This is a genomic window from Hymenobacter nitidus, assembly GCF_020447315.1.
Lineage (GTDB): Bacteria > Bacteroidota > Bacteroidia > Cytophagales > Hymenobacteraceae > Hymenobacter > Hymenobacter nitidus.
In genome coordinates this window covers 660,775-672,666 of the sequence record NZ_JAJADQ010000001.1, presented here as the reverse complement: position 1 = coordinate 672,666, position 11,892 = coordinate 660,775, and the positions used below count along the sequence as shown (strand labels likewise).

The window sequence follows — 11,892 nt, the reverse complement described above, 5'->3', positions numbered from 1 at the left end:
TTATACTCGGGGGGCGCCGTCCGCAATACCTACAAGTAGGTATTGTGCAGCCCCCGAAACGGCTTACTAAATTCCGCTGTAGCGCCCGTCCGAAGCGGGCAAATTGGCAGCTGGGCTATAACCCCGCCGGTGGGTCTGCGTTTTTTAGAGCTTACGCACGACTTATCCCGCACTTCTATGGAAACCAAACCAACCTCCCTGCCTCCCCAGCAGCAAGACCAGCAGCCGGGCCTCGAAACCGAAATGACGCCCCAGCCCGAGTATATCCGCGCCACCTACAAGGGCAGCGGCAAGCTGGCAGGCAAAGTAGCCCTCATCACGGGTGGCGACAGTGGCATCGGCCGCTCGGTGGCGGTGCACTTTGCCCGCGAAGGGGCCGATGTGGCCATTACCTACCTGCCCGACGAAGAGCAGGATGCCTACGACACGCGCCAGCTGATTGAGCAGGAGGGCCGCCGCTGCCTCACCCTGCCCGGCGACCTGCGCGAGGCCAGCTTCTGCCAGGAAATAGTAGAGCGTACCGTGCAGGAGCTGGGCGGTTTGAACGTGCTGGTGAATAACGCCGCCGAGCAGTTCGTGAGCCAGGACGTGACGGAAATTCCCGACCAGCAGTGGCTCGATACCTTCCAGGTCAACTTCTTCTCCTTCGTGCGCGTCACGCGGGCGGCCCTGGCCCACCTCAAGGAAGGCGACTCGATTATCAACACGTCCTCCATCAACGCCTACCGCGGCAACCAGCAGCTGGTCGATTATACCTCCACCAAAGGTGCTATTACGGCCTACACCCGCTCCATTGCCCAGCAACTGGCCGAGAAGAAAATCCGGGTGAACAGCGTGGCGCCCGGCCCCATCTGGACGCCCCTGATTCCGGCTACTTTTCCACCCGAGAAAGTAGCCTCCTTTGGCAAAGACACCACCATGAAGCGCCCCGGCCAACCCTCGGAAGTGGGCCCGTGCTACGTGTTTCTGGCCTCCGACGATGCGTCCTACATCACCGGGCAGGCCCTGCATCCCAACGGCGGTGAGGTGCTGAATACCTAATGTTCGTAGCTTGCTACAACCGAAAGGAGCCACTGTACCTAGTACAGTGGCTCCTTTTTTTTGAGCAAGGCTATACAGGCAAGACAAAAGAACGTCCTGTCGAGCAGCGCTCGGCATTTCGCGTGCTGACGTTGCCACGCAACTCGTCATTCTTGGCCCACTTGTCGAGGCATCTCTCCCGCCATGACAAGTAGTGTGGCAATGGGAGCCTGCGGGAAACTTCGGCTGCGCGGTAGCAGACCAAGCATGAGACGGGCACCCGAAGTCCGATTTGCCGGCTGCCTTGTTATTCCCGCAGGGCGCAAACTTCCCTCCCCGCAACTAGCCCGCCCGATTCCGTATCTTAGGCTGTTCTGTTTCCACCACGCATTCTTGTATGACTGTTTCTTCGGCTTCGGCGGCTCCTGCCGCTACGTCTTCTACCGGCCTGGCCGCGCTATTCAAGCAGCAACAGCTGCGGGCTCCGGCCCTGCAGCGCGAATCGGTGCGGGAGCGGATTGCGCGCCTGCGCAAGCTCAGCCAGTGGATCGAGCAAAACCGCCAGCCCATTCAGCAGGCCCTCTACGCCGATTTTCGCAAGCCCGCGGCTGAAACCGACGTCACCGAAATCTGGTCTTCGCAGGTCGAAATCAAGCATACCATTAAGCACCTGAAGCAGTGGATGCGCCCGCGCCGCGTGGGCACGCCCCTGTCGCTGGTGGGCACCAGTTCCTGGGTGCATTACGAGCCCAAAGGCGTGTGCCTGATTGTGGCGCCCTGGAACTACCCGTTCTACCTAGCCATCGACCCGCTGACTTCGGCCCTGGCCGCCGGCAACTGCTGCATCATCAAGCCCTCAGAGATGACGCCCGCCGTGGCCGCCCTGCTCAGCCGCATGGCCCACGAGCTGTTCGACCCCGCCGAAGTGGCCGTGGTGGAAGGCGACAAGGACGTGGCCACCGAGCTGTTGCGCCTGCCCTTCAACCATATCTTTTTCACCGGCAGCCCGGCCATTGGCAAGGTGGTGATGCGCGCCGCCGCCGAGCACCTGACCAGCGTGACGCTGGAGCTGGGCGGCAAGTCGCCGGTAGTAGTCGATGCCACGGCCGACCTGCGCGACGCGGCCGAGAAAATCGTATGGGGTAAGTATATCAATGCCGGCCAGACCTGCGTGGCCCCCGACTACGTGCTAGTGCACGAAAGCGTGCAGGAGCAGTTTGTGCGCGAAGTCGGCCAGGCCATCACCCGCTTCTACGACCCGCAGCACGAGGGCATCATCCACTCTAAATCGTACGCCCGCATCGTCAACGGCCACCATTTCAGGCGGATTTCAAGCTTGCTGGAAGATGCCCAGCGCGACGGCGCGCAGGTAGCTCAGGGCGGCATCGTGGATAGCAGCCAGTGCTTTATCGAGCCCACCTTGCTGCTCAACGCCGCCCCCGACAGCCGCGTGATGCAGGAGGAAATTTTCGGGCCGCTGCTGCCCATTCAGCCCTTCCGCACCCTGCCCGAAGCCGCCGACTTCGTGAATGCCCGGCCCCGGCCCCTGGCGCTGTACCTGTTCACCAAAAGCAATGATAACCAGCAGTATGTGCTCCAGAACGTGTCGGCCGGGGGCTGCTGCGTAAACGAAACCATTCTGCACCTGGCCCACCCCGAGCTGCCCTTCGGCGGCGTGGGCAACAGCGGCATGGGCAAGGCCCACGGGCACTACGGCTTTTTGGCTTTCTCCAACGAAAAGGCCGTGCTCCGGCAGCGTACCGGCCGCACGGCCATCAAGCTGATGTACCCGCCTTATACGCCCAAGGTGCAGAAGCTGATCGACTGGCTGATGCGGCTGTTTTAAGGCTGTTAATTACCAACAGGAAAGGAGCATCCAACCGGTGCTCCTTTTCCGTTGACGGCCAAAACAATAGAACCCGACCGGAAACAATAGGCGGCATGCCGACTATATCGGAGAAATTGACGAACTTTTCAGGCCGCCGGCTTGCCACACCAGCCGGGACGCTTCCGCTCTTTTTTCGCCCGCTCCCATGATTCTCACTGCTGCCCACCAACCCTTGTTGCAGGCCCTGGCCGATACGTTTATTCCGGGTTTTCCGGCCCGGGGAGAGCAGTCGGCCTTTTGGGCCCGCAGCGGCTCGCAGGGTATTGAGTGGCAGAAAATAGCGGAAGTGCTGAGCGCCCAGCCGCTGGGGGCGCAGCAGGAGTTTGAGAAGCTGCTGGGCCTGTTGGCCAACCCCATGCTGGGCCTCACCTGGTTTGGCCCCCTGAAACCCTTCGTGCGCCTCGAGCCCGAGCAGCGCCACCACATGCTGCGCAGCTGGGCCCAAAGTAACCTGCCCCAGCTGCGTAAAGGCTTTCATGCCCTGCGCAAGCTGCTGGTATTTCTCTACTACGGCTCGTCGGCAGCCGGGCAGGCCAACGGGGCCTGGGAGGGAATGGGCTACCCCGGCCCGCTGCCCGATGAGGTGGTGGCCACGCCCAAGCCCATCCGCACCCTGCAGCCGACGGCCGATACCACCTACGACTGCGACGTGCTGGTTATCGGCAGTGGGGCCGGCGGCGGGGTGGTGGCGGGCGAAATGGCCGCCGCAGGTCACGACGTGCTGGTTATCGAAAAAGGCCCGTACTGCCACGGCTGCGAGTTTACCCAGCGCGAAGTGGATATGCTGGGCAAGCTCTACGACGCCAAAGGCGCCCTGACCACCCAGGACGGCGGCGTGGCGCTGCTGGCCGGCAGCTGCCTCGGCGGGGGCACCACCGTGAACTGGGCCGGCTCGTTCCGCACTCCCGACTACGTGCTCGAAGAATGGGCCCGGGAGCATCAGGTGCCGCATTTCACGTCGCAGCAGTTCAAGTACAGCCTCGATGCCGTGGAGCAGGCCCTGAGCGTGAATACCAGCTACACGCGCCACAACGGTCAAAACCAAGCGTTGTGGGACGGCTCCACTAAGCTGGGCCAGGACGTGAAGCTGATTCCGCGCAACGAAAAAGGCCTCACCGAGTCGGACCAGCACTTTCAGGGCCTGGGCTACTCCACCATGGGCGACCGGTACGGCATCAAGCAGGGCACTCTGAACACCTATTTGCTGCAAGCCTTCCAGCACGGCGCCCGGATTCTGGCCGACACGCGGGTAGAACACGTGAGTGTACAGGCCGGCGTAGCTACCGGAGCCGAAGCCGTGCATACCACCGCCGACGGCCGGCCGGTGCGCATCACGGTACGGGCCAAGCGCGTGGTAGTGGCCGGGGGCGCGGTCCAAACGCCGGCCCTGCTCTTGCGTAGCGGCCTGCGGCATCCGCATATTGGGCAGCATCTGCATCTGCACCCGACGGTGGTGGTTTCGGGCGTATACCCGCACCGCATGGACCCCTGGCACGGTCCGAGCATGTCGGTGGTGAATGACAGTTTCACGCGGCTGAACGGCACCAACTTCGGGGCCAAGCTCGAAACGCCGCCCGCCCACGCCGGCCTCATGGCCATGGTGCTGCCCTGGCTGTCGGGCGAGCAGCATAAGCAGATGATGCTGGACGCGGCCCGCTTGGGCAGCTTCATCGTGCTGACCCGGGACCGGGACGGGGGCCGCGTCAGCATCGACAAGCACGGCGCGCCCCTCATCGACTACGTGCTCAGCGACTTCGACCGGGCCAGCATGCTGCGGGGCGTGCGGGCGGCCGCCGAAATTCATGTGGCCGCCGGGGCCGGGAAGGTCTATCTGCCCCACGGCACTCTGCCCACGCTGCACGCAGCCCAGGGCGTACTGCAAAACCCCGAGGTGCTCGATCAGCTGCCGTATCTGGGGTGGAAACCCAACCAGTTCAGCCTCTACAGCGCCCACCAGATGAGCACCTGCCGCATGGGCGGCGAGGCAGCCACGCACCCAGTGAAGCCTAACGGCGAAACCTACGAGGTTCGTAACCTGTTCGTGGCCGACGGCTCGGCGTTTCCGGCCTGCAGCGGCGTAAATCCCATGCTGACGATTATGGCCCTGGCCCACCATACGGCCCAAGAGATGAAGGCGAGCAGCAGCACCGTTAGCCTGGCGACCAATCGGGTGGCGACTCTGGGCTTATAAAGGCCAAAAAACGGTGGGAGGGCCCATTTCCGGGCGGGCATAACCGCCGGGTATGGTTTTCGCGTATGCAAGCGCAGTTCACCCACTGCGCTCCTATGCTTTTTACCCGCTCCCTGCTTGTTCTCGGCGTGCTTAGCACCGTCACGTTTGGTTGTGCCCGCCGCCAGAAGGCGGATATTCCCGAGGCCAAGTCGGTGACGGTAGCCCCGGCGCCCGTGCCCAAGGCCGCCGCCCGCGACCTGACCGACGTGATGACCGACGAGCTGAAGCTGCTGCCCGACCAGCAGGGGAAGGTCCGCGCTATTCTGAGCGGTACGGTGGAGAAGGTGAATGAGGCCCGCAAACAGAACGCCGGCAACCAAACGGCCCTGATGACCGAGTTGAAGGCTATTAACGCCGATTCGGAAGGCCAGCTCAAAGCCGTGCTGACGCCCACGCAGTACAAGCAGTACCAGGCCAAAAAGCGCCAGATGCAGGCTCAGATGCAAGCTCGCCGCTCCGGCAAGTAGCCGCTCTTAGCGAACCTGCGCCCTGCGCAACACCCGGCTGAACAGGCCGGGCAGAAACCGTTTCAGGTAGACGCCCAGCGTTTCGCGGCCCCCGATATACACTTCCTGCCGGCGCCGCACAATGGCACGCACCGCCTGTAGCGCTAGCTCCTCGGGCGCCAGGCCCCGGGCCGTGGCTTCGTCCATCGTACGCTGCGGGCTGCCGTCGGCGGTAAGGGCGTTGACGGACACGCCCGTGCGGACAAACCCCGGACAGATGATGGTAATGCCCACGCCTGACGCCCATATTTCGGCTCGTAATGAGTCAAAAAAGCCGTGCAGGGCATGCTTGGAGGCCGCGTAGGCACTGCGGTAGGGCGAGCCGAATTTGCCCACCAGGCTGCTTACTACCACGATTTGCCCTTGACCCTGCGCTATGAGGTGGGGCAGCACCGCTTTGGTTAAGGCCACGGTGCCAAAGTAGTTGACCTCCATCAGCCGCCGGTGCACGTCGAGGCTGGTGTCCAGGGTCAGGGAGCGTTGGCTGATGCCGCCGTTGTTCACGAGTATGTCGAGGCGGCCGTAGTGCGCCAGCACCTGCGCTACGTGGGCCGGAAAATCGGAGCTGTGGGCCAGATCCAGGGGCAGGACCAGTACTTCGGCCGGGGCACAGGCGGCGCGCACCCGCTCCAGCTCGGCCACATTGCGGGCCGAGAGTATCAGGCGGGCCCCGGCGCGGGCAAATTCCTTAGCCAGGGCCTCGCCAATGCCGGCGGAGGCACCCGTAATCCAGATAACTTGGTTTGTGAAGGGCATGACTTGCGGCATTGCTTGCACCGGGTACTCAGGTAAGGTAGAAGTTAAGCAAGGCAAAATAGTACCCAGCCAAAATCAACTTTTGCTATATTAATAAAAGCTCAGGCAACCTTTCGCTGGGGGCTACCATCTATCCGCACGTTGCTGGCCGCGCAGTTAGTGCGGGGCAATGAAAAAATAACGGGCTTCACTTTGCTTTTTCTGAGAAATCGTGCTACTTTGTATTGCATGCTACTCGGTTAAACAAGCTAACTGGTTTGCTATCTGCTTTATGATACAGCTGCGCAATATTCGGAAGACGTACGAGGTGGGAGCCAACCGGCTGGAGGTGCTCAAGGGCATCGACATGCACATCCGGGAGGGAGAGCTAGTCAGCATCATGGGCTCGTCGGGCTCGGGCAAAAGCACGCTGCTCAACATTCTGGGCATCCTCGACGACTTCGACCAGGGCGACTACACGCTGGCTGGTACCCGCATCGACCGGAACCTGTCGCAGACCCGGGCCGCGCAGTACCGCAATCAGTTTCTGGGCTTTGTGTTTCAGTCCTTCAACCTGCTGAACTTTAAGAACGCGCTGGAAAATGTGGCCCTGCCGCTGTACTACCAGAAAGTGAGCCGGCGGGAGCGGAACAAGCTGGCGCTCGAATACCTCGACCGGGTGGGCCTGGCCGACCGCGCCGACCACCTGCCCAGCGAGCTTTCGGGCGGGCAGCGGCAGCGCGTGGCCATTGCCCGCGCCCTGATCAGCCAGCCCAAGCTGATTCTGGCCGATGAGCCCACCGGCGCCCTCGATACGCACACCACGCAGGAGGTGATGGACATTTTCAAGGCGGTGAACAAGGAAGGCATGACGGTCGTCATCGTGACCCACGAAAACGACATTGCTGCCCAGACCGACCGGCTGATCCGCATTCGTGACGGGCTGATTGTGCGGGAGTGATTTAGCGACTTAGTGATTTAGTGAGTTTGTCGTTCTAATCGGGCGTTGCTATGAAGACCTTCCTTTTTGCTGGGCTGCTGGTTGGCAGTACTGTTACCGTCAGTCAGGCCCAAACCGCGGCGGCCGAGCAGCAGGCTCTGATGCAGCAGCTCGACCAGCTGATGCAGGACCCCAAAAAGCCCAAGCAGGACGTGCATCTGGCCCTGAGAGGCTGCCACGCCGAGCAGATCATCCGGGACCGGGGCGCGGAGGTACAGATGAGCAAGCCGCTGGCCATGAGCTACGGGGGCGGCGACTCCGGGGGCTGGGCCATGCGCATGGCCGACGGCTTTTTCGAGCTAAAGATGAGCTTCGACTGGGCCGATGTGCAGGCCCTGACGTATGCGCCGGCCACCAACGACGACGGGCAGCAGCACTACCAGATTAAAATCAGCAAGAGCAGAAAGGGCAGCAACATCACCTTCGAGCTGCCGCTTTATACCAGCAGTGAGGCCACGGTGAAAGACGTGGTGCGCCGCCTGGAGAAACTGCGAAACAGCTGCAGAGAATAAGAGTGAGGATAGTAGCCTGTCACATTTTACCAGCAGCATATTACCCATCTCAACTGCCTTCCCCCATTAGCACATTGCCCACATTCTTCACATCAGCACATTAGAAATCCATGTTTGACCTCGACAAATGGCAGGAAATCCTAGGAACCATGCGCCGCAACAAGCTGCGCACGTTTCTGACGGCTTTCGGGGTGTTTTGGGGCATCTTCATGCTAGTGCTGCTGCTGGGTGCGGGCAAGGGTATCGAGAACGGCATCTGGAAAGAGTTTGGCGGCGGGGCCATGAACAGCCTGTTTGTGAGTGCGGGCAAAACCTCCCTGCCGTGGCAGGGTCTGAAACCGGGCCGGGAGCTGAAGTTTACCAACGACGATCTGGAAGCCATTCGCCACCAGGTAGATGGCGTGGAGCTGCTGGCCTCGCGCAACCGCCTGTTTGGCGAGTACACCATCGTGAACAAAACCAAGAACGGCTCCTACCAGGTGTTTGGCGCCACGGCCGAGTTCTTTCAGCTTAACGGCGAAAAACTCACCCAGGGCCGCCTGCTGAGTCCATTGGATGGCATCGAGCGGCGCAAAGTGATGATCATGGGGGAGAAGGTGCGCAAGGTGCTGTTCGGCGACGCCCCGGCCATTGGGCAGTACGTGCAGGTGAAGGGTGTTTTCTTCAAAGTCGTTGGCATCTTCACCCACACCGGCAACAACGGCCGCAACGAGGAGCGGGCCTTCGTGCCTTTCAGCACCTTCCAGACCACGTTCAACCAGTACAACCAGGTGCAGCGCATCGGCATCAGCAGCACCAAGGGCACGCCCGTAAAGCAGCTCGAAGACCAGGTGCGGACGCTGCTGGCCCGCCGCCACCAGTTCGACCCGGCCGACAAGCAGGCTCTGGAGCTGGACAACAACGAGGAGGAAGTGAAGCGGTTTGAGGGCCTGTTTACCGGTATCAAGCTGTTTGTGAGTGTTATCGGAGTGCTGACCCTGGTGGCCGGTGTGGTGGGCGTGAGCAATATCATGCTCATCATCGTGCAGGAGCGGACCCGGGAAATCGGGGTGCGCAAGGCCCTGGGCGCCACGCCCTGGAGCATCATCAGCATGATTGTGCAGGAGTCGGTGGTCATCACCAGCTTCTCGGGCTACCTGGGGCTGCTGTTTGGCGTGGCCCTGCTGGATTTTGTGCGCTACATGCTCGAAAAAGCCGGCGGCTCATCCTCGTATTTCGACCACCCGGAAGTCAACCTCAGCGTGGCCGTGAGTGCGACGCTGCTGCTGGTCATCTCCGGGGCCGTGGCCGGCCTGATTCCGGCCATGAAAGCCGCCAACGTGAAACCCATTGAAGCCTTACGCGCTGACTAACTATTCTTTGCCCAATGTTTGACCTCGACAAATGGAGCGAAATCTGGAGCACGGTGCGGCGGCATAAGCTGCGCACGGGGCTCACGGCGTTTGGCGTGTTCTGGGGAATTTTCATGCTCGTGGTGCTGCTGGGCTCGGGCAAAGGCTTCCGCAACGGGGTCGAAAGAGAATTTGACGTGGCCAAAAACGCCGTGTTCGTCTGGAGTCAGCGCACCAGCGTGCCCTACGCCGGCCTCAAGGTGGGCCGCTTCATTCAGTTTACCAACGACGACGTGGCGGCCCTGCTGCGCGAAGTCCCCGAGGCGGCTTTCGTGCTGCCCCGCGGCTCCCTCGACGGTGCTTTCACAGTACAGTACGGCACCAAAAGCTCGGCTTTCACGGTGAACGGCGAATACCCCGGCTACCCCGCCGTAAAGGCCCTGCACCTGACCTCTGGCCGCTTCATCAACGACATCGACATCGACGAGCGGCGCAAGGTGGCCGTCATCGGCGACCGGGTAGCCGAGGTGCTCTTCGGCACCGACAACCCGCTAGGTAAGGAAATCCGCATCAAGGGCATTTTCTTCCGGGTGGTGGGCTTGTTCAAGGCCGAGGGCAAGCCTGAAAATGCCCAGCAGGACGCCCAGACCATCATGATTCCGCTTACGGCCCTGCAGGTTACCTTCAACCAGGTAAACAAGGTGGGCTACTTCGCCTTCATTCCCAAGCCCGGTATTCCGGCCGCCGTGGTCGAAACCAAGGTGAAGCAGCTGCTGGCCCGGCAGCACAAAGTGGCGCCCACCGACGACCGGGCCTTTGGCTCGGCCAACGTGGAAGAGGAGTTCGAGCGGGTGCAGGGCCTGTTTACCGGCATTTCGGGCTTCAGCTGGCTGGTCAGCATCGGTACCATTCTGGCCGGCATCATCGGGGTGAGCAACATCATGCTCATCGTGGTGAAGGAGCGCACCAAGGAAATCGGCATTCGCAAGGCCCTGGGCGCTACTCCCTGGAGCATTATCAGCCTGATTGTGCAGGAAAGCATCGTCATTACCGCCGCCGCCGGCCTGATCGGGCTGCTGTGCGGTACGGCCCTGATGGCGGGCATCAATTCTATGATTGCCGGGCAGGACGTGGGCTTCTTCGCCAATCCACAGGTAGATCTGGGCGTGGCCCTCACGGCCGTGGTGCTGCTGGTGGTAGCCGGCGGCGTGGCCGGCCTGGTGCCGGCCGCCATTGCCGCCCGGGTGCAGCCCGTGGTAGCTCTTAAAGACGAATAATCAGTGGCTTAGCGATTTAGCGGCTTAGTGAGTTGTCGTTTAAATCGCCTGGTTTTGCTCTTCTCAGACATCGAACTCACTAAGTCGCTAAATCACTAAATCACCATTTCACACTAACCCCGCAAGGGCCCGGCCATGAACAACCAAGCACTGCCAGACGAAGCTGTCGAAGTGGAGCCCCTGACGGCTCCGGCGCGCATGCCCCACGACTATCAGGCGCCGTATCAGCCGCCCAAACCACCGTTAATTACCATGAAACGAATTTTCCTCGGCATTCTGGTGCTGCTGCTGCTGGCCGGTTTCGGCTGGCTGGCCAACTACTTCTGGAAGCAGGCCCACACCAACCCCGTTACCTACAAGACCGAAACGCCCTTCCTGACCGACATCGTGAAGAAAACGGTGGCCACGGGCAGCATCGTACCGCGCCGCGAGGTGCAGATCAAGCCCCAGGTGTCGGGCATCGTGGAGGAGCTGTTCGTGGAGGCCGGGGAGCCGATTAAGGAAGGCCAGCTTATTGCCCGCATCCGTACGGTGGCTAACGCGGCCAACGTAAACAACGCCCAGAACAACATTCAGGCGGCCCGCGTAGCCCTGGAAACCTCCCAGGTGGAGCTGGACCGGCAGCGGCCCTTGTTCGAGCAAAAAGTCATTGCCGAGCAGGAATTTAACCGCCTGCTGGCCGATGTGCGCGCCAAAAAGCAGGCCCTCGACGCGGCCCAGAACGACTTGCAGATTGCCCAGCGCGGCGCCTCGCGCAACACCGGCGGCGCTTCCAACACCGTGCGCTCCACCATCACGGGCCTAGTGCTGGATGTGCCCATCAAGGTCGGCTCGTCGGTAGTAGAGCGCAACAACTTCAACGAGGGAACTACCATTGCCGCCATTGCCGATATGAAAAGCCTCGTGTTTGAAGGTAAAGTCGACGAAAGCGAAGTGGGCAAGGTGCGCGAAGGCATGGACCTGAACCTGACCGTGGGGGCGCTGGAAGGCGAGAACTTCCCGGCCACGCTCGAATACATTGCTCCCAAGGGTATCACGGAGGAAGGCGCCATCAAGTTTCAGGTGCGGGCCAACGTGCGCCTTAAGCCCGGGCAGTTTCTGCGGGCCGGCTACTCGGCCAACGGCGACATCGTGCTGGGCCGCCGCAGCCAGGTGCTGGCCATCCGGGAAAGCCTGCTGCAGTTCGGGAAAGTCAACAAGGACAGCGTGTTTGTGGAGGTCGAAACCGCGCCCCAGCAGTTTCAGAAGCGCCTGATCAAAACCGGCCTTTCCGACGGTATCAACGTGGAGGTGCTGTCGGGCCTGACCAAAACCGACAAGGTGAAGGTGCTCGGCCCGCCCGCCGAAGGCGAGAAGAAAGACTAAATATACGGTTCCAGGCAAGACGATG

10 protein-coding genes are annotated in these 11,892 nt (G+C 61.5%); 9 read left to right on the top strand and 1 reads right to left on the bottom strand.

All coding sequences use genetic code 11. The features are described 5' to 3' along the window. The first annotated feature begins 177 nt into the window (after nt 1-177). The 4 genes from LGH70_RS02885 to LGH70_RS02870 all read left to right on the top strand — a co-directional run bounded on the left by LGH70_RS02885 (nt 178) and on the right by LGH70_RS02870 (nt 5,608). Nucleotides 178-1,041, top strand: coding sequence for an SDR family oxidoreductase (locus LGH70_RS02885; protein WP_226182501.1), 864 nt, complete (start codon nt 178-180; stop codon nt 1,039-1,041). Nucleotides 1,042-1,417: 376 nt separating this feature from the next. Further along, complete coding sequence (locus LGH70_RS02880; protein ID WP_226182499.1) at nt 1,418-2,866, top strand: aldehyde dehydrogenase family protein; 1,449 nt, start codon at nt 1,418-1,420, stop codon at nt 2,864-2,866. A 187-nt stretch (nt 2,867-3,053) separates the two neighbouring features. Then, nucleotides 3,054-5,099 (top strand): FAD-dependent oxidoreductase, encoded by a 2,046-nt coding sequence (locus LGH70_RS02875; RefSeq protein ID WP_226182497.1) that lies wholly within the window; start codon nt 3,054-3,056, stop codon nt 5,097-5,099. A gap of 95 nt (nt 5,100-5,194) precedes the next feature. Continuing rightward, nucleotides 5,195-5,608 carry a DUF4890 domain-containing protein gene (locus tag LGH70_RS02870; RefSeq protein WP_226182495.1) on the top strand — a complete coding sequence of 138 codons (414 nt, stop codon included), beginning with the start codon at nt 5,195-5,197 and terminating at the stop codon, nt 5,606-5,608. Nucleotides 5,609-5,614: 6 nt separating this feature from the next. Here the strand turns inward: LGH70_RS02870 and LGH70_RS02865 are convergent, their stop codons facing one another. After that, entirely contained in the window at nt 5,615-6,403 is a 789-nt protein-coding gene (locus LGH70_RS02865; RefSeq protein WP_226182493.1) for an SDR family oxidoreductase, read from the bottom strand. A gap of 271 nt (nt 6,404-6,674) precedes the next feature. On the opposite strand from LGH70_RS02865, the gene LGH70_RS02860 reads away from it, so the two are divergent. The 5 genes from LGH70_RS02860 to LGH70_RS02840 all read left to right on the top strand — a co-directional run bounded on the left by LGH70_RS02860 (nt 6,675) and on the right by LGH70_RS02840 (nt 11,867). Then, nucleotides 6,675-7,343 (top strand): ABC transporter ATP-binding protein, encoded by a 669-nt coding sequence (locus tag LGH70_RS02860; RefSeq protein WP_226182491.1) that lies wholly within the window; start codon nt 6,675-6,677, stop codon nt 7,341-7,343. A gap of 50 nt (nt 7,344-7,393) precedes the next feature. Continuing rightward, nucleotides 7,394-7,894, top strand: a complete 501-nt coding sequence (locus LGH70_RS02855; RefSeq protein ID WP_226182489.1) for a hypothetical protein — start codon at nt 7,394-7,396, stop codon at nt 7,892-7,894. Nucleotides 7,895-8,004: 110 nt separating this feature from the next. Next, nucleotides 8,005-9,246, top strand: a complete 1,242-nt coding sequence (locus LGH70_RS02850; RefSeq protein ID WP_226182487.1) for an ABC transporter permease — start codon at nt 8,005-8,007, stop codon at nt 9,244-9,246. A gap of 14 nt (nt 9,247-9,260) precedes the next feature. Further along, complete coding sequence (locus LGH70_RS02845) at nt 9,261-10,502, top strand: ABC transporter permease (RefSeq protein ID WP_226182485.1); 1,242 nt, start codon at nt 9,261-9,263, stop codon at nt 10,500-10,502. Between the two features lie 135 nt (nt 10,503-10,637). After that, complete coding sequence (locus LGH70_RS02840) at nt 10,638-11,867, top strand: efflux RND transporter periplasmic adaptor subunit (protein WP_226182483.1); 1,230 nt, start codon at nt 10,638-10,640, stop codon at nt 11,865-11,867. The last annotated feature ends 25 nt before the right edge of the window (nt 11,868-11,892 follow it).

Bases quoted from the DNA above. Each gene is read 5' to 3' on its own strand.
- LGH70_RS02885 (WP_226182501.1), top strand. From the start codon at position 178: ATGGAAACCAAACCAACCTCCCTGCCTCCCCAGCAGCAAGACCAGCAG.
- LGH70_RS02880 (WP_226182499.1), top strand. From the start codon at position 1,418: ATGACTGTTTCTTCGGCTTCGGCGGCTCCTGCCGCTACGTCTTCTACC.
- LGH70_RS02875 (WP_226182497.1), top strand. From the start codon at position 3,054: ATGATTCTCACTGCTGCCCACCAACCCTTGTTGCAGGCCCTGGCCGAT.
- LGH70_RS02870 (WP_226182495.1), top strand. From the start codon at position 5,195: ATGCTTTTTACCCGCTCCCTGCTTGTTCTCGGCGTGCTTAGCACCGTC.
- LGH70_RS02865 (WP_226182493.1), bottom strand. From the start codon at position 6,403: ATGCCCTTCACAAACCAAGTTATCTGGATTACGGGTGCCTCCGCCGGC.
- LGH70_RS02860 (WP_226182491.1), top strand. From the start codon at position 6,675: ATGATACAGCTGCGCAATATTCGGAAGACGTACGAGGTGGGAGCCAAC.
- LGH70_RS02855 (WP_226182489.1), top strand. From the start codon at position 7,394: ATGAAGACCTTCCTTTTTGCTGGGCTGCTGGTTGGCAGTACTGTTACC.
- LGH70_RS02850 (WP_226182487.1), top strand. From the start codon at position 8,005: ATGTTTGACCTCGACAAATGGCAGGAAATCCTAGGAACCATGCGCCGC.
- LGH70_RS02845 (WP_226182485.1), top strand. From the start codon at position 9,261: ATGTTTGACCTCGACAAATGGAGCGAAATCTGGAGCACGGTGCGGCGG.
- LGH70_RS02840 (WP_226182483.1), top strand. From the start codon at position 10,638: ATGAACAACCAAGCACTGCCAGACGAAGCTGTCGAAGTGGAGCCCCTG.